This is a genomic window from Shinella sp. GW821-FHT11G07 (assembly GCF_058808115.1).
Window position 1 is genome coordinate 451,546 of the sequence record NZ_JBXARJ010000001.1, and the last position, 17,839, is coordinate 469,384.

A 17,839-nucleotide genomic window follows, 5' to 3' on the forward strand; every position below is an offset into this window, starting at 1 on the left:
CAGATTATTGGTTTTTTAAATTCAAAAATGCAATACCTATTTTTCTGGATCGCCTTTTTCATGCGCCTGATGGGACCAGGACCAGGTTACGGGCGACTTTTTGGAGAGCGCGCCACCGAGGTGACGGCGCATCGCATAGGAGGCCTCCACGACCTCACCGCGTTCCAGAAGATCGAGGATTTCGAGATGCTCCCGGCACTGCCGCACTGTGCGACTACGGTCGACGCGCGAGCGATATTCCAGAAGGCGTCGCATCCGGTTCACGCGAACCAGGGAGATGTGGAAAAAAGGATTGTTCGACATTTTGATCAGCTCTTCATGGAAGAGCGCGCCGTTGTGCAGCAGCCGTTCGGCCGGCAGGCGCTCTATATCAATCTCCAGCATGCGCAGCTGGACACGTCGCTGCTCCTCGATGATTTTCCGGTCAAGCCGGAATTCCGGCTCCAGCATGGCGGCGGGCTCGATCAGCATGCGGAAACGATAGATCTGCTCGAAAGCCTCCGGTGTCTTGGCGACGGGCAGGAAGCGCCAGCCATAACCCTGCTTGCGCTCCGCCCAGCCCTCGCGGGTGGCACGCATGAGGACATCGTTGAGCTGCGACTTCGTCAGCGCGTAGCGCTCACGAAGCATCTGCTCGGTCACTTCGGCGGGGATACGGTCCGTCAGCCAGTCTTCCGCCAGCCGCTGGTAGTCGTTTGCAATCTCGAAGGGTTCGGTGTCGTCACGCACCTGCTCGACGACACCGTCGTTCGCCTCCTTAACGAAGAAGCCGCGATTCTCCTTCTGCTCCAGGAGCCCCTGGCTCGCGAGCATCTCCATAGCCTCACGCACTGGAGACCGCGAAACCCCGAAGCGATCGGCCAACTGCTGGGTCTTCAGGTGCTCGCCAACCAAAAGCTCGCCGGATGTGACGAGAAGAGTGATTTCGTTCGCGATGGTCTGGGCGAGCTGGCTGGAGCGCATGGTTCGTGTCCGATCCTCTGGGGGCATTCGCGGCACGCTAATTCATGCCCGTCCCGAAATAAACAGGATGTTCGATTTTTGCACATCCGCCCGGTTAAAAGCCAATGAATTGGCGGAAAACCGTTGACACCTTCCATTAATTGCTTTTTTAAACTTAAAAAATCAATTTGGAGAAGACGTATGGCTTTACGGATCGAAACAGCGACCGGCCCCGTCAATGCCGTCGATCTCCGAAGCGCTTTCGGAGAGGTCCATCGCCTGCCGTTCGTGCTGCGTATCCTGCTTGAAAACGTGGCCCGAAGGGATCCGGACCACCTCTTCGCTTTCACCGAAGCCTTGCGCATCTGGCTACGTGACGGGACCAGTGAAGCGGCAGTCGACTTCCATCCATCCCGCGTGCTCATGCACGATACGACCTGTGTGCCGGCGCTGGTGGATATCGCGGCCATGCGCGACGCCATCGCTGAAGCCGGCGGCGACCCTTCGACGCTGACGCCCGTTCTGCCCGTCGACGTTTCGGTTGACCACAGCGTCGCCGTCGACTGGTACGGCCGAAGCGGAGCGCGCGAACACAATATGCGTCGCGAAATGGAGCGAAACAGCGAACGCTACCGGCTGATGAAATGGGCGACTGCCGCCCTGCCCGGCGTGCGGGTCCACCCGCCCGGCACCGGCATCATGCATACGCTGAATCTCGAACAGCTTGCCACGATCATGGACATCGTCGACCGGAACGGCGAGCGCTGGGCGGCACCGGACACGCTGATCGGAACGGACAGCCACACACCGATGATCAACGGTATTGGCGTTCTCGCGTGGGGCGTCGGAGGCCTTGAGGCCGAAAGCGTGTTCTTCGGCATGCCGGTGACGATCCGCCTGCCTGACGTCGTCGGCGTTCGGCTGCGGGGGCGGCTGGGGCCGGGTGTGTTTTCGACGGACCTTGCGCTGGATGTCACGCATCTGCTTAGAGAACACGGCCTATCCGGCGAATTCGTCGAATTTTTCGGCGAAGGTGTTTCTACGCTGACCGGCGGCGACCGTGCCGTGGTCGCCAATATGGCACCTGAATACGGTGCGACGACCGGCTTCTTTCCAGTCGATGAACAGACGATCAGCTACCTCCGCCAGACCGGCCGCACGGCCGAGCACTGTACCTTCGTTGAAAACGCTGCAAAAACGCTCTGCCTGTGGTTCGATCCGGTAGTCGAGCCGCGCTACAGTCGGGTGATCGATCTGGACCTGTCCGCGATCGAGCCCCTCCTTGCGGGGCCGCGCCGTCCGCAGGACAAGTTGCCCGTCGCGGCGGCCGCCGAGGCGCTGGAGGCTGCGAGTGGTCGCCTCTTCCAAGAGGGGAAAACCATACCGGACGGTGCCATTGCCATTGCCGCCATTACCAGCTGTACCAACACGTCCGACCAGCATCTGCTCGCTGCGGCCGGCCTCGTTGCGCGCAAGGCGCGGCATCTCGGCCTTCGACCACCGATCTGGGTGAAGACTTCGCTGGCACCGGGCTCGCCCTCTGCCGAACGTTTCCTGGCCCTCAGCGGCCTGCTGGGCGATCTGGAGGCCCTGGGCTTCGGCATCGTCGGCCACGGATGCACGACCTGCATCGGCAATTCCGGCCCCCTGCAAGCTGACATGGCAACGGCGGTCGAGGAGGGAACTGTCGCAGCCGCCCTTCTCTCCGGAAACCGGAACTTTCCCGGGCGTGTCCATCCAAGCCTACAATTCGGCTTTCTCGCAGCCCCCCCGCTCGTCGTCGCGCTCTCCCTTGTCGGAAAACTGATCCCGGACCCCATGAACCGTAAAATCGCCCGCAGACGGAACGGCGAACCACTCGTTCTTGGCGACCTTCTCCCCTCCCGCGCGGAAATCTATGCCATCATGCACGCCTTTTCCGATCCTGCCGATTTCGGGCAAGCCTTCTCACAAGCCGCAACGAATAGCGCATGGGAGGCGCTCGATGCTCCTGCGTCCCCGCGCTTCCCGTGGGACGAAGCGTCTACCTATATCCGCCGGCCGCCCTTCGCCGACACCCGCACGGCAAGTCGTCTCGGAACCTATTCAGCGCATCCATTGCTTGTCCTCGGCGATGACATGACCACGGACCATATCTCGCCGGCCGGCCAGATCAGTGCCGGCAGCCTTGCCGGCAAACACCTCGTTGCGCGGGGCGCACCATCAAACGATCTTAACGTTTATGCCGCCCGGCGCGGGAACTGGGAGGTCATGGTGCACGGCCTGTTCGACAATCGCAGCGCCTGCAACCTGCTGATCGATAACCGGCCGGCCTCGCGAACCGTCCACGCACCCACGATGGAGGAGGGGCCGCTCTCTGAGATAGCCGAGCGCTACCGGCAGGAGGGCCGCTCGGTCGTCATCGTTGCAGGCGAGCGGTACGGCACCGGCTCCTCGCGCGACTGGGCCGCGAAGGGCGTGGCGCTCCTCGGCGTGCGCGCGGTCATCGCGCGCAGCTTCGAACGCATTCACCGCACGAACCTCATCGGCATGGGTATCCTTCCCATCGAGCTTGCGCGCGATGTGCCATTTTCCATCGGCGTGCAGGACATGCTCCAGGTCTACGCAGCTGTCGTGGAGCCCAGATGCACGGTGGCCTTGACCGTCCGGCGTGCAAACGGCGATTGCCAGCATCTGGCAGGAAGGGCCGCGGTGGAAACAGAGCGGGAGGCCGATATCCTCACATCAGGTGGAATGATCCAGGCGATCCTGTCTCCTGCCCGACGTCCATGAGGTGATGCCATTTGGAGGGACACCTTCATGCCTTGACGTGGCGGCATGATCTTCGATCGACCCCGAGGGCATCGGTTGTCCCATCGCACTCTTTTCGACCAATAACGAAATATTTCCCGCCAGTCGCCATCATTCGCCTGCCGTTTTACCCATCATCGCCGGCATCCCACGTCGATGGTTCTGGATACCCTTTGTCGAGGACGCAAACATTGATCTACACGATGAGTTCGCCAATGCTGCTCCCCATCATCAACCAGGAGATCATAGATGACGAGGGCCGTCCTATAGCGGACTGGTCCCGCCAGATACGCTATGTTGACGGCGCATTCGATGGTGGAGCCGGCTTTCAAGGTCAGAAGAAAGGCGTCCTCGGATACGGCATACCGCTGATCCCGGCGACGCTGCCGAACAGAATCCGCTTTCTGGCCACGCAGCGGGTCAGGCCTCTGCCCGACGTTCTATACCAAGTCCCACAATACCTGGCCACGGCGCGGTTTCGCGATGTCGTTGAAGCCATGGAGCCGGGCATGCATCAACTTCACCCTCTGACGATGATGTGGAAGGACGACAGTGCTGCGCCGGACCGCTGGATCGTCCATCCCACACAACGGATCGACACCGCAGACCGTACGCAGACGACCTATGTCTTCACGACCAACACGGCGCGCGGATGGAGCTGGCGGGACGATCCCAGCCGCCAGGACAAGTCGATCCCGCAGGCACGCTTCGTCATCGATTCATCCAAGGTGGCGGGCAGGCATTTCTGGGTGGACAAGTACTTTCTTGTGCCGGTGCATTTCGTCTCGGCCGAGTTTCGCCAGGCGTGTGAAACTGCAAAAATCACCGGCCTGCAATTCACGCCAATCGGGGAGCTTGATTGGCTGGGCGTGTCCTAACGGACAGACAATACCAGAGCCCGGCGCACCATCGTCAAAGATCCTTGGCAAGGCGTAGCGCATCGTAGATGGCCGCGTGCGTGTTGCGCGCCGCGACGGCATCGCCGATCCTGTAGAGCTGGTAAGTGCCGTTCGGATTGCGCTCGACGGTCTGCGGCGCGCCGGACAACAGTTCGTCATAGGAGACCTCGCCGAGGTTTCTCGATCCCGGCTTGAGCTCGAAATAGAGGTCGTCCAGCGGGATGGTGCCGTGGTTGACGACGATCTGGTCGACCACGCGCTGCTTGGCGATGCCGCCATAGTCGCTGCCGACATGGGCGATGAGCTGGTTGCCGCTCTTTTCCGCAGCGTCCAGCTTGTAGGTGACGGTGAATGTCGTATCGAGCTTCTGCAGCGAGCGCATATAGGGCACGAGGTTCATTGCCATGACTTCCGGCGCAAAGGCGCGGTCCGGCGTCATGATCTCGACCTTCCCGCCCGCCTTGGCGATGAACTCGGCCGCCTGCAGGCCGGCATGGTCGCCGGCATCGTCATAGATGAGCACGTTGCTGCCCGGCTTCACGTCGCCCGAGATGATATCCCAGGAGGAGACGACCAACTCGTTGCCCTTGGTGAGCACATCGGTATGCGGCAGACCGCCCGTCGCGATGATGACGACATCGGGGTTTTCCGCCGTGATTGCATCGGCTTCCGCCCAGGTGTTGAAGCGGAATGTGACGCCGTGTTTTTCGCACTGGCGCATGCGCCAGTCGATAATGCCGATCATTTCACGTCGGCGCTCGCTCTGCGCCGTCAGGCGGATCTGGCCGCCCGGATTGTTCGCCGCTTCGAAGACCACGACCTCGTGTCCGCGCTCGGCGGAGACGCGCGCCGCCTCGAGGCCCGCCGGGCCGGCGCCGACTATCACCACTTTCCGGCGCGTATCCGCCTTCGCAATCGCGTGCGGCATCGTCTCCTCGCGGCCGGTCGCCGCGTTGTGGATACAGAAGGCAAGACCGCCTTGGTAGATGCGATCAAGACAGTAATTCGCGCCGACGCAGGGACGAATATCATCCTCGCGCTTTTCGATGATCTTGCGCAGGATATGCGGGTCGGTCATGTGGGCGCGGGTCATGCCGATCATATCGACCTTGCCGGCGGCGATAGCGTGCCGCGCGGTCGCCACATCCTGGATCTTCGCTGCGTGGAAAGTCGGGAATTTGGTTGCAGCGCGGATGTCGCTGGCAAAGTCCAAATGCGGTGCGCTTGCCATGCCCTGGATCGGGATGACGTCGGTCAGGCCGGGGTCCGTATCGATATGGCCGCGGATGACGTTCAGGTAGTCGATCAGGCCGCTTTCCTTGAGACGGCGGGAGATTTCCAGGCCTTCGGCCTTTCCGGTCCCGCCGGGAAGACATTCGTCGGCCGTGTAGCGCACGCCGAGGATGAAGTGGTCGCCGACCCGTTTGCGCATTGCCTTGAACACGTCGAAACAGAAACGCATGCGATTGTCGAGCGAGCCGCCATAGGGGCCGTCGAGCTCGTTGGTAAGCGGCGAGGTGAACTGGTCAATGAGATGGCCATAGGCCTCCAGCTCGACGCCATCCATGCCGCCGGCCTTCATGCGCTCGGCCGCATCGGCAAAATCCTTGATGATGCGCTCGATGTCCCAATCTTCCAGCTTCTTGGGAAACGCCCGGTGAGCCGCCTCGCGATGATGCGACGGCGCGACGACGGGCAGCCAGTCGCCCTTGTCCCAGCGCGTACGGCGGCCGAGATGGGTGAGCTGGATCATGATCGCCGCACCCTCTTCATGCACGGCGTCGGTCATCTCCCGGATCCACGGAACGATCTCGTCCTTGTAGGCGAGCAAGTTGTTGAAGACCGGCGGGCTATCCTTCGAGACGGCGGCCGAACCCGCCGTCATGGTCAACGCCACCCCGCCCCTCGCCCGCTCCACGGTATAGGCACGGTAGCGGCCTTTCGGCATGCCATCTTCCGGATAGGCCGGCTCGTGCGACGTGACGATGATGCGGTTGCGGAGGGTCAGATGCTTCAGCTGGTAGGTTTGAAGCAGGGGATCGTTCGACATGCGACGGCTCCGGATTGAGGGACTTTGTCATGACGGTAAGCGGGAATGTACATATGTGTCAACATTTGAAAACAGTATCGTTTATAATATCGACAGCACTGTACATTCCCTTGTGGCGACGCCCGGGTTTTGTTAGGAAGCAACCATGGAACAAGCGACGATCGACAGCGGGTGGCGGGGCTCTCATGGGGCATGGCTGGACGCGGCCTACGACGCGCTGCTCGAATCCGGCGTGGATTCGGTCAAAATTCTGCCGCTCGCAAAGCGGCTCAATCTCTCCCGGACCAGTTTCTACTGGTTCTTTAAGGACCGGGAGGAACTGTTGAGTGCGCTGATTGCGCGCTGGCGGGAAAAGAACACCGGCAATCTTGTGAAGCTCGCCGGGGCCTATGCGGAATCGCTCGCCGAAGCGATGCTGAACGTCTTCGACTGCTGGCTGAACAAGGAGTTGTTCGACTCTCAACTCGAATTCGCAGTCCGCAGCTGGGCACTACAGTCGCCGGAAATCCAGGCAGAGGTCCATGCGGCCGACCAGACGAGAATGGACGCGATCGGCCGCATGTTCATTCGGTTCGGGTACGATGACGGTGCGGCGGACGTTCGCGCGCGAACGACCTACCTGGTCCAGATCGGATATATCTCAATGCAGTCTACGGAGGATCTCGCGCTCCGCATGAAGCGTATCCCGGAATATATCGCGATCTATACCGGCCAAGCTCCCCAGCAGCGAGAACTCGACCGCTTCTTTGCGCGGCACGGTTACAAACCGGAATGAGGATCGCTCGCGAGATCGCCGAAGACTTCAGCCGACGAAGAGCGGTCGAAGCGCCATTTCACATCCCAGCAGCAGCAGACAGACGAGGAAACCACGCCGGAAGGCCGATGAGCTGATGCGATGGCGGATCGCCTGCCCGGCCGCCATGCCGATCAGCGCCGGGACGACGGCGAGAAGCGAGGGAACCAGGTTTCCGGCGGGCAGCGCACCGTGAAGTCCGAGCGCCACGGCAAGGGCGATGGTGGAGACGGTAAAGGACAGTCCGAGCGCCTGGACCAGCTCGTCCTTTTCCAGTTCGAGTGCCTGAAGATAGGGAACGGCTGGAATGACGAAGACGCCGGTGGCGCCCGTCACCAGACCCGTTACGAAGCCAACTAAAGGCGATGCGACGGGCTGCCAGGACGCCGGTATACGCCTTGGAGCCGCGCAAAGCGTATAGGCGGCATAGGCGACGAGGGTGAGGCCAAGCGCGACCGTGGTGCGACCGGAAGCACCGCTCGCAAGCAGCGTCGAGCCGGCGAAGGTGCCGACGATCACCGCGGCCATCATCGGCCACAGCCGTCGCAGGAGCGGCTTGAAACGGGGGCCAGTCAGCAATTGCCAGACATTGGTGACGAAGGAAGGCACGAGCAGCAATGTCGCGGCCGTCAGCGGTGACAGCACCGCTCCCAGCACGCCCATCGCGACAGTCGGCAGGCCCATGCCGGTGATGCCCTTCACGATGCCGGCAAGAAAGAAGGTTGCGATGATGATGAAGACGCCGTTCTGATCCATGCCGGGAGCTAACGGCCTGGCGGCACCCGTCACAAGCGGGAAGATCCGGCACCAGCCTTCGGTTTATCCGAAAGCTGATTTGTGTTACGCCCTGAAAATGCGCTTCGACCTTGCCAACCTGCGTCTCTTTCTGGCTATCGTGGAGGCCGGCAGCATCACGCATGGCGCCCAGGCGGCGAACCTGTCCGTGGCCGCGGCCAGTGAACGGCTGCGCGACATGGAGGCCTCCGGTGGCGTGCAGCTTCTCGAACGCGGACGCCGCGGCGTGACGCCCACCCGTGCCGGTGACACGCTTGCGCATCACGCCCGCCTCGTCCTGCACCAGGTCGGCACCATGCATGTCGAAATGTCCGAACACGCTCGGGGCCTGCGGTCCTCGATCCGCATTCTGGCCAATACGGCCGCCATCACCGAGTTCCTGCCGGAACGCCTCGCGCCATGGTTAGCGGCCCACCGACAAGTCGATGTCGATCTTGCCGAGCGGCCGAGCCGCGAGACAATTGCCGGGGTTGCTCGCGGGGCCGCAGCGTTCGGCATCGTCTCCGACGCCGTTGACACCACCCCGCTTGCCACCCTGCCCTTTGCCGTGGATCGCCTCGTCATCGTGCTGCCGCGAGACCATCCGATGGCGCTGCAAAAGCAGATCGCCTTCCCGGACATGCTCGGCGAAGACTATGTCGGCTTTGCAGGCGCGCTGCAGGATCATATCGACCAGCAAGCTCTACGCACCGGGCAAAAGCTTTACCCACGCGTGCGTCTGCGCACCTTCGAAGGGATCTGCCGGCAGGTGGCTGCGGGCGTCGGCTTCGGCATTGTTCCGCAGGTCGCCGGCCGGCGGTGCCGCCGCAGCCTGCCAATCGCTTGCGTGCGACTGAGCGATCGCTGGGCGACACGCCAACTTCTGTTGTGTTTCCAGGAAACGCGACCGCTTGATCCAGCCGCCCAGCAACTCCTCACGCATCTGGCGGCGAGCGGCTGACCTTCCACAGCGGGTCGTGTTAAATCCGTCGAGCGGTTCTCAAGCCCGGGATGCGCTCGATTGCCGTCTTCGTGCAAGCTCATAGGCGACGGCCGCGAGGACCGTCGCAGCGATGAGCACGAGCCCGAGAGCGTTGACCGCGGGTGTCAGCCCGGTGCGCACCTTCGTCGCGATGTAGACCGTCAAGGGCGTCTCGGTGCCGCGCACGAAGAGCGTGGTGTTGTAGTTCTCGAAGGATTGCAGGAAGGCGATGCAGGTCGCGGCCAGAAGCGACGGCTTGAGATAGGGCAACAATATGCGGCGAAAGACCACGATGCGGGACGCGCCGAGGTCCACGGCGGCGTCCTCCAGCGTGCGGTCGAAGCGCTGCATGCGGGCGGCGACCATGAGCATCACATAGGCGGAAATGAAACTCGATTGCGCGAGGATGATCAGCGTCGTCCCGCCGCCGACCCCGACCTGGCGCCAGAGCACCAACGTCGCGATGCCGATGGCGACGCCAGGGGTGAGGAGCGGCGAAACCATCACGGCATAGAAGAGGCTTCGCGAGCGGTCCTGAAGGCTGTTGAGGAAAAGGGCCGCCGCGGTTCCGACGGGCAGGGAAATGGCAATCACGCCCAGGCTGATGAGAATGGACAGCCGGAGAGCCTGCCACATGGCACTATCCGCCCACAGCGCCGAAAACCAGTCGAGCGTCGTCCCGAGCCAGGGCGTGACCGTCGGGAACTTGCTGGTGTTGAACGTCGCCGCTGCCATCACCAGCAGCGGCAGGAACAGATAGGCGAAGAACAGCACCATGTAGATGGCGAAGATCACCTTTGGCAGGACGCTTGCGAGGGCCGCCAACCCGCTCGCCGAGGGTGCTGCACCCGCAGCGGCCTTATAGGAAACAGTCATTTTGCCACATCCGCGAGGTTGACCCGGAAAATCCTGAGCGCGGCCATCACGACAGCCATGCACAGCGCGAGAAGAACCAGCGCATAGGCAGCACCGCGGTTCCAATTGCCGCCTTCGAAGAACCAGTTGTAGATTATCTCCGTGAACCAGCGGCTGCCCGGCGCGCCGAGAAGCGCCGGCGCCACATAGCTTCCGGCGGCCAGCATGAAGGTGAAGACGCAGCCTGTCGCGATGCCCGCCTTGGCATGCGGGATGACGATCCGACGATGGATCTGGAGTGTCGACGCACCAAGATTGCGGGCCGCCTCGACCTGCGCCGAATCCAGCGTGCTGATGGAATTGTAGACCGGGAAGAGCATGAACAGGATGTAGGCATAGACCATGCCCGCCAGCACCCCGACATCACCGAACCATCGCACCGGCGCATCGATTACGCCGAGCGACGTGAGCACGACATTGAGCGGCCCGTTGAAGGCGAGGAGGATGTACCAGGCGAGTGTCCGCAGCACCTCGTTGATCCAGAACGGGATGATCAGCGCGACCGTCACGAAGGCAACGGCCTTGCGCCGCGCAACCTTGGCGAGCCAGTAGGCCATGGGATAGGTAACGACGAAGGTCGCCGCCATGACGAGCGCGCTTGCCCAGATGGTCTTGAAGAAGATGCCCCTGTGAACGGGATCGGAGAAAAGCGCGGTAAAGTTGACCAGCGTGTAGCGATCGTCCGGACCGCCGATCTGCGCCGGCATCAGATTGGGTCGCAACGAGAAATCCAGCATCATCAGGTTAGGCGCCAGAACCATGCCTAGCAACCAGGTTGCGACACAGATCAGGATCACGCTGCCGAGGCCGACGCCGAATCGCTGAAACAGGCTATGCATGGGCCAGGACCAGCGCCTGCGAAGCGGCAAAGGACAGCCGCACATTCGTTCCGGCCGTCGGTGCCTCGGCAAGCCGATGGTGCGGCAATGCCGCCGCCAGCCGGTATCCACCGTCGGTCTTGGCGTGCAGCATGGCGGTCGCACCTTCGAATTCGAGCTGCTCGGCAACGGCGTGCAGGCCATTGGCATCGGCGCCCGCCGAAAGCGAGATCGCTTCGGGCCGTACATAGACGACCGCTTGGTCGCCGACCTTGAGACCGGCGCTGCTCCGCCCCGTGAATAGGCCATGGGCGGTCTCGATTGCGGCCATGCCATCGGCGAGGCGCTCGACGCGGCCGGGGAACTCATTGGTTTCCCCAACGAACCGCGCGACGAAGGACGTCGCAGGATTGGTGTAGAGTTCGAGCGGCGGCGCGACCTGCTGCAAGACGCCGGCGCTCATCACCGCGACACGATCCGACATGGCAAGCGCCTCGGACTGGTCGTGGGTAATATAGATGAAGGTGACACCGGTGCGCTTCTGCAGGCCGCGCAACTCTGCGCGCATGTGCTGGCGCAGCTTCAGGTCGAGCGCCGAGAGCGGCTCGTCGAGCAGCAGCACCTGGGGCTCGACAGCCAGCGCGCGGGCGATTGCGACGCGCTGCTTCTGCCCTCCCGAGAGTTCATGCACCATGCGTTCTCCATAGCCCGGCAGGGCAATCAGTTCGAGCAACTCCTCGGCACGCTTTCGCCGTTCGGCCTTGCGCACACCGCGCACTTCCAGGCCAAAAGCGATGTTCTCCCACACCGGCATGAGAGGAAAAAGCGCCAGTGACTGGAAGATCATTGAGGTCGGCCGCTGGTCGGCGCCGATGCCGACCATGTCGCGCCCGCCGATCAGGATCCGACCGCCCGTGGGCTGCATGAAGCCGGCAATCAGTCGCAGGATGGTCGTCTTGCCGCAGCCGGAAGGGCCGAGGATCGAAAAGAACTCGCCGCCCTCTATGGCAACAGAGAGTTTCTCGACCGCGCGGGCCTTGCCGAAGGTCATTTCGACATCGATCAGTTCGACAGAACGGGACATGCAGGACTTCCTTGAAAAAGAGCGGCGGCGGGATCCTGTCCCGCCGCCCAATGTCCACGGACGGGCTTAAGCCGAGAGGAACTTGTCCTGGTACTCGTTGCGCAGGGCAACGAACCAGTTTTCCTGAACCGGCCACCACCACAGCTTTTCGAGGGCGTCGCCCGGATAGGCGGCGGCGAAGAACTTCTGCGACGCTTCGGAAAGGAATTTTTCCGCGCCAACCGCCGTCGTGTTGATCGAGGTGTGGTTGGCGTAAAGCGCGCCGGCTTCCGGCGTCAGCACCCAGTTCAGGAAAGCATAGGCCTGTTCGACATTGGCGGCGCCAACGGGAATGGAAACACCCTCCATCCAGGTCAGTGCGCCTTCCTTCGGAGCCACGAAGCCAACCGGCAGGCCTTCCTTGGCGAGGCCTGCGGCGGACGAATCCCAGGTCTGGCCGATCGTCACGCCGTTTGCGCGAAAAGCGCCCTGCGCTTCGTTTTCATTCGACCAGAACTGCGCGATGTTGCCCTTGTTCCTGATGGCTTCGGCGAGGATGGCGTCGTAGTTCGCCCGCATCGTCGCCTCGTCCTTGAAGCTGTCGCGCATCGGCTTCGGCAGCTTGCCCTGCGTCTCCAGCCAGAGACCGAGGCCGACGAGACCGGAATGGCCACGGACGGTTGCCTTGCCGGCCATTTCCGGCTTCCAGATATCGCCGTAGGAGGCGGTGCCGTATTCCAGCGGCGTGGTGTTCTTGTCGAAGGTGATTGCTTCAGTGCCCCAGTCAGTCGGCACCTGGTAGCGTTTTCCGTCGATCACGGCGCCCAGCGTTTCCGAACCCTTGAGGGCGCTTGCCAGCACGCGATCCCACAGCACCTTCTTTTCGTCGATCGGCTGGATGAGACCGAATTCGACATAGTTCGGCACGCGGTCGACGGCCGGCCAGATGACGTCATAGCCCGAGCCATTGCTGGCGCGCATCTGGTTGAGCAATTCGTCGTTTGTGCCATAGGGCGTGTAGACCGGCTTGATGCCCGTGTCCTTCTCGAACGCAGCCAGCATGTCGTCGGAAATGTAGCCGGCCCAGGCGAAGATATTGACCGAGCCGGACGAACCGGCGGCAAATCCCGTGCGGGAGACAAACGGTGCTGCCAAGGCAAGGCCGGCGGCCGCCATGGTGCCCTTCATCAGGATGCGTCGACTAACGTGGGTCATCGAAAGGTTCTCCTTTTCGGCGCCACTATCGGCCGCCGTCAGGGCACCGCTCATAGGGCTGGTCTGTGACAGGTATGCGAAGGATTCCGCGCCTGAAGCAGCTTCCGCCCCACCTGGCACGGCGCGAAGGCAAACTTCATCGAACGGTCATCCGTCTGTCGGCTGACTGACACATTCGCTGACTAGCGGGAGGGGCATCCGGGCAGGTTCATGCCCCAGTCATCAATGAGGTTCGCTGTCATGTTTTCCAATGGCGTCAAAGGCATCGGTATTTCCGCGCACAAGAGGGCGCATGATCTTTCGGACTTCGCGGCGGAACTCGACATGATCGAAGCGCTTGGCGTGGACTCGATCGAGATCCCCACCTTCGACCTCGATGTCGTCGTTGGCGGACGGGTCCGTCGCCCCCAGCTCGCAAGGCTGCTCGACGCATGCCGCGGCCGCGGGGTGCTCTATTCGGTGCATGGCCCGCTCGCCATCAACTTCATGGACGAAGCCTGGCGTCTGCCACGCCATTTCGAGGTGCTGGAAGCATCGCTGGAAGTCGCAGCGGAAATCGGCGCGGAGCACTATGTCATGCATTCCGGGCTGGCACCGCGCCAGCAGGCCGCGGGCACGGAAGCTGCCTACGACCGGCAGCGCGAAGCGCTTTCACGGGCTGGGGACATGGCGCGGCAACACGGCCTGATCCTGTGCGTGGAAACGCTGTTTGCCGACTACAAGGGAGATGGCTACGCCTCGCCGCCGCGGCGCCTGGCGAAAGAACTTTCCACCATTGCGCATCGGCACGTCATGGCAACCATCGATTTCAGCCACTCCTATCTCAAGCTCGACTTCGACGGTGACCGGGATTGTTTCGTGGATGAGATCGCCACCTTGGCGCCCTATGCCAAGCACCTGCATGTCCATGACAGCTTTGGCCGTCAGGACGACATATGGATGTATACCGAAGGCGAACGTCTGGCCTATGGCCATGGCGATCTCCACCTGCCGGTCGGGTGGGGCGACATTCCCTGGCAGGCGCTGATGGCCGAATGCAGGTTCCCCGAGGGCACCCTGTTCAACATCGAGCTCAATGAGCGCTACTGGTATGCGGCGACGGAATGTGTGGACGCAACGCGCAGTCTGGCGCATTCGGCGCAAACCGCGCAAGCCCCCATCGCGGCCTGACGTGGCCGGTCTCTGGACCAGACCGACCACGCAAGGGTAAAGCCGGTTTCTAGCCGGCGCGGTTCTGTCCCATGCGGGCATACGCGGCCGGGTTCGTGGCCTTGAGCCTGCTTGCCATCGCGAAACCGATAAGGCCGGCAACCGGGACCAGTGCCGGCAGGGTGATGCCGAGCGTGCCGCCAGCCGTCTGGGTGAGGTCGCCGAAGTTGATGAAGATATAGACGAACAACGCCGCCATGATGAGGCCCGACACGGCCGGCAGGACGAGCGTCGTCAGGGGTGGATGTGCGCCCGGCGTCTTGCGGAAGAAGACGATGACGGAGAGCGACGTGATGGTCATCATGCCGAGCACGCCAAGCGTGCCGACCTGGCTGATCCAGGTGAACATGTTGAGCACCGGATCGAGGCCGAGGCCGGCGAACACCGCAAGCACGGCAAGCGCCATCACCGTCTGCACGACGGAGCCGACATGCGGGCTCTGATGCGCATCGTGGGTGCGGCCGAAGGCGGACGGCAGCAGGCCTTCGCGGCCGGCCACGTAGCTGTAGCGGGCGATGTAGTTGTGGAAGGCGCTGATCGCGGCAAACAGGCTTGAGACGAGCAGCAGGCCGGCAATGGCCGGAACCGGCCCGCCAACATAGGTGCCGGCAAGATCGAAGAAGAACGAGGTCGGGTCGGGCAGCGCGCCAATCGTCGGCACGAGCTTGTCGGCGCCGACGCCGACGATCATCAGCCATGTTGTGAAGACGAAGAACAGCCCGATCATCAGCACGGACAGATAGGTGGCACGCGGAATGGTCCTTTCCGGGTCGCGCGCCTCCTCAGCATAGATTGTCGTCGCCTCGAAGCCGATGAATGAGCCGAGGCAGAACAGCACGGCGGCGGTGAGCGAACCGGAGAACATGGCTGTCGTGTCGAAGAAATTGAAGGAGAGGCCACCTGCCCCACCCTTTGCCAGAATGGCGAAATCGACCAGCAGCACGATCAGATATTCGAGCACGACCAGCACGATCATGACCTTGGCGGAGAGATCGACCTGACGGTAGCCCAGGATGCCGACGAGGGCGATGGCGATGAGGCTCCACAGGTACCAAGGCAGGTTGATACCGAAGCCGGCGAAGACCCCGCTTGCAATGCCGCCCAGCAGGCCGATCAAGCCGAACTGCATGGCGTTATAGGCCACCACCGCGATGATGGCGACGGCGCCGGCCATGCGCCCACCGAGGCCGCGTGCCGCGTAAGCATAGAAGGCGCCGGCATTGGTGACGTGGCGCGACATCGCCACGTAACCGGCCGAAAAAGCCAGCATGATCAGCGTCATCAACAGAAACGTTGCCGGAATGCCCGTGCCGTTTCCAAGCAGGAAGGAAATCGGCACGGCGCCGGCGACGCCCGTAAGCGGTGCTGCAGCCGAGATCACCATGAAGGTCACCGCGATCAGGCCCAGCGAGTTTCTGCGGAGTTGGTTTGCCCCCGCTATTGTCACGTCAGTCATTGGTCTCTCCAGTTTTCGTTCCCCAATTCGCCGGCTCACCCCGCCGGCATCCGCAGCCCTTTTCGTTTTTGTTGTGCGCTACGACAATTGAACCGCTCGGTGATAGGCGCGGTGGCCGTAGAGCAGAGAGGCCGGGTTTTCCGACAAGCGGACGTCCATGACACGCCCGACAACGATGTGATGCGTTTCCCAAAGCACGGAGGTTGCGACCTGGCACTGGAAGCTCGCCGTCGCGCCTTCCAGTGCGGGCTGCCCAAGTTTTCCTGATGACCAGGGCGTGCGCTCGAAACGCTCCGCATGTTCGCCCGCCGAAAGCCGGCCGGCAAAGAGATCGGACACCGGATGCTGGTCCTCATGCAGGAGATTGGCGCAGAAGGCGCGGTTTTTCAGGATCGCCGTGGCGACCGGGCTCATATGATGCAGGCACGCGAGCAGCGAGGGATGGTCGCCATCGGCGGAAACGGAGGTGAGCGAGCTGATCGTCACGCCGAAGCGCCCCGCCCCGCCATCCGTCGTCACCACCGCGACGAACGTCGCCGCGCGGCTCATGCCTTCGAGGAATTGCATGCGAAGCTCTGGTTTCATGGCACTACCCCAGGTCAAAGAAGCGTTGCAGTTCTACATCGGGTACTTTCTTGCAGAATTCGTCATGTTGGCTCTGGCGGCTGGCGGCAAAGGCTTCGACGAAGCGTTCGCCAAGCCAGTCTTTGGCAAAAGCAGAGGTCCGAAGCCGGCCGATTGCCTCGGGCATCGAACGGGCGAAATCAGGTCCCTCACCCACCTGCACATAGCCGTTGCCGATCACTTCGGGCTCGGGCTCGATGCCCTCCATGATGCCGGCAACACCGGCCGCGACGGTCGCGGCGACCGTCAGATAGGGATTGGTGTCTGCGCCGGGCAACCGGTTTTCGACGCGCAGCGACCCCGCATCGTGCCCGACGACGCGGAAGCAGGTCGTGCGGTTCTCGAAACCCCAGGTCAGGCCGGGTGGCGCGAAGGTACCGGGCGCAAAGCGGCGGTAGGAATTCACCGTCGGCTGGAAGATCAGCGTCATGTCGCCGATGTAGCGTTGCAGACCGCCGATGAAGTGCCGGAAGGTTTGCGACATGCCGTTCTTGCCGGCGGGATCATGGAAGATTTTTCTGCCCTCCCCGTCGGTGAGGCTGACATGAAGGTGGATCGACTGGCTGTCGGCAGTCTCCGTCCAGCGCGGCATGAAGGTGACGCATTTGCCCTGGCGCTGCGCGAGTGCGCGCACGAAATTTTTCAGGAGGACGAGCTGGTCGGCAGGCTCCAGCCCCGTGCCCGCCGCGATGCAGGCTTCGAGGAAGCCACCGCCGATTTCCTCATGCATCTTGGCGAGGTCGATCTTCAGCGGCTCGCAGATCTCGGCCAGCGCCTCGTACCATTCCGTTTGCTGCACCTGGTAGAGCACGAGGTCATGGCTCTTGTGCAACGTCGCAGTCTTGAGATTGCGATAGCCCTTTTCACGCGCGCTTTCCGGCGTCTCGTCGAACAGCGTGTATTCCAGCTCCATGCCGTAACGCGGCGCATAGCCGGCCTTCCCGGCGCGGGCCAGCACGCGCTTCAGCAGCGAGCGCGGGCAAAGTTCTGCAGTGGCACCGCCATAGTTGGACAGTACCAGCAGGTCATGCCCGGGCTTCGACCAAGGCAGACGCCGCACGGTGGAGGGGTCCAGCACCAGCGGATCGTCGTGGAAATCCGATGTATCATCCGAGACGCCGGGAATATTGAGGACGACATCGGTCGGATCGAGCGCGAACGTGACGGGAGACATGCCCATGCCGCTGCGCGCTATACCGGCCAGCGAGCGGACCGACACCATCTGGCCGCGAAGCAGGCCGTTCGTATCGGTCATCGCAAAGGTGGCGAAACGGCTTTCCGGGTCGGCGATGTAGGCGTCGAGGGTCAT

At 62.5% G+C, this 17,839-nt stretch carries 15 protein-coding genes; 5 read left to right on the forward strand and 10 right to left on the reverse strand.

The genetic code is table 11. The annotated features are described in order from the left end of the window. Window positions 1–36: 36 nt before the first annotated feature. Window positions 37–963, reverse strand: a complete 927-nt coding sequence (locus tag AC1RT2_RS02015) for a GntR family transcriptional regulator (protein WP_493099002.1) — start codon at window positions 961–963, stop codon at window positions 37–39. Window positions 964–1,143: 180 nt separating this feature from the next. Between AC1RT2_RS02015 and acnA the strand changes: the two genes are divergently transcribed. Continuing rightward, window positions 1,144–3,714, forward strand: a complete 2,571-nt coding sequence (gene acnA, locus AC1RT2_RS02020) for an aconitate hydratase AcnA (protein ID WP_493099004.1) — start codon at window positions 1,144–1,146, stop codon at window positions 3,712–3,714. Between the two features lie 209 nt (window positions 3,715–3,923). Further along, entirely contained in the window at window positions 3,924–4,610 is a 687-nt protein-coding gene (locus AC1RT2_RS02025) for an imm11 family protein (RefSeq protein WP_150130150.1), read from the forward strand. 34 nt (window positions 4,611–4,644) lie between these two features. Here AC1RT2_RS02025 and AC1RT2_RS02030 read toward each other — a convergent pair whose 3' ends face one another. After that, the gene (locus tag AC1RT2_RS02030; protein WP_493099007.1) at window positions 4,645–6,681 is read right to left on the reverse strand and encodes an oxidoreductase; all 2,037 of its coding nucleotides are present in this window, start codon (window positions 6,679–6,681) and stop codon (window positions 4,645–4,647) included. Window positions 6,682–6,826: 145 nt separating this feature from the next. Between AC1RT2_RS02030 and AC1RT2_RS02035 the strand changes: the two genes are divergently transcribed. Next, window positions 6,827–7,456: a TetR/AcrR family transcriptional regulator gene (locus AC1RT2_RS02035; RefSeq protein WP_493099009.1), complete on the forward strand. Its 630-nt coding sequence runs from the start codon at window positions 6,827–6,829 to the stop codon at window positions 7,454–7,456. A gap of 27 nt (window positions 7,457–7,483) precedes the next feature. Here the strand turns inward: AC1RT2_RS02035 and AC1RT2_RS02040 are convergent, their stop codons facing one another. Then, window positions 7,484–8,230: a sulfite exporter TauE/SafE family protein gene (locus AC1RT2_RS02040; protein WP_493099011.1), complete on the reverse strand. Its 747-nt coding sequence runs from the start codon at window positions 8,228–8,230 to the stop codon at window positions 7,484–7,486. Between the two features lie 97 nt (window positions 8,231–8,327). Here AC1RT2_RS02040 and AC1RT2_RS02045 point away from each other — a divergent pair, with 97 nt between their 5' ends. Continuing rightward, complete coding sequence (locus AC1RT2_RS02045) at window positions 8,328–9,209, forward strand: LysR family transcriptional regulator (RefSeq protein WP_493099013.1); 882 nt, start codon at window positions 8,328–8,330, stop codon at window positions 9,207–9,209. A gap of 39 nt (window positions 9,210–9,248) precedes the next feature. Here the strand turns inward: AC1RT2_RS02045 and AC1RT2_RS02050 are convergent, their stop codons facing one another. The 4 genes from AC1RT2_RS02050 to AC1RT2_RS02065 form a co-directional block, all read right to left on the reverse strand. Beyond that, on the reverse strand, window positions 9,249–10,106 hold the full coding sequence (locus AC1RT2_RS02050; protein WP_493099015.1) for an ABC transporter permease: 858 nt from the start codon (window positions 10,104–10,106) through the stop codon (window positions 9,249–9,251). Continuing rightward, entirely contained in the window at window positions 10,103–10,984 is an 882-nt protein-coding gene (locus tag AC1RT2_RS02055; RefSeq protein ID WP_493099017.1) for an ABC transporter permease, read from the reverse strand. Before AC1RT2_RS02055 ends, AC1RT2_RS02050 begins: the two co-directional genes overlap by 4 nt. Then, complete coding sequence (locus AC1RT2_RS02060; RefSeq protein WP_493099019.1) at window positions 10,977–12,047, reverse strand: ABC transporter ATP-binding protein; 1,071 nt, start codon at window positions 12,045–12,047, stop codon at window positions 10,977–10,979. The genes AC1RT2_RS02055 and AC1RT2_RS02060 overlap by 8 nt, the downstream gene beginning before the upstream one ends. Window positions 12,048–12,113: 66 nt before the next feature. Further along, the gene (locus AC1RT2_RS02065; protein WP_493099021.1) at window positions 12,114–13,241 is read right to left on the reverse strand and encodes an extracellular solute-binding protein; all 1,128 of its coding nucleotides are present in this window, start codon (window positions 13,239–13,241) and stop codon (window positions 12,114–12,116) included. 240 nt (window positions 13,242–13,481) lie between these two features. Between AC1RT2_RS02065 and AC1RT2_RS02070 the strand changes: the two genes are divergently transcribed. Next, window positions 13,482–14,411 carry a sugar phosphate isomerase/epimerase family protein gene (locus AC1RT2_RS02070; protein ID WP_493099023.1) on the forward strand — a complete coding sequence of 310 codons (930 nt, stop codon included), beginning with the start codon at window positions 13,482–13,484 and terminating at the stop codon, window positions 14,409–14,411. A 49-nt stretch (window positions 14,412–14,460) separates the two neighbouring features. Here the strand turns inward: AC1RT2_RS02070 and AC1RT2_RS02075 are convergent, their stop codons facing one another. From AC1RT2_RS02075 to AC1RT2_RS02085, 3 genes are all read right to left on the reverse strand, one after another. Further along, on the reverse strand, window positions 14,461–15,906 hold the full coding sequence (locus tag AC1RT2_RS02075) for an APC family permease (protein ID WP_493099025.1): 1,446 nt from the start codon (window positions 15,904–15,906) through the stop codon (window positions 14,461–14,463). Window positions 15,907–15,984: 78 nt separating this feature from the next. Further along, window positions 15,985–16,491: a flavin reductase family protein gene (locus AC1RT2_RS02080; protein WP_493099027.1), complete on the reverse strand. Its 507-nt coding sequence runs from the start codon at window positions 16,489–16,491 to the stop codon at window positions 15,985–15,987. 4 nt (window positions 16,492–16,495) lie between these two features. Further along, entirely contained in the window at window positions 16,496–17,839 is a 1,344-nt protein-coding gene (locus AC1RT2_RS02085; RefSeq protein WP_493099029.1) for a glutamine synthetase family protein, read from the reverse strand.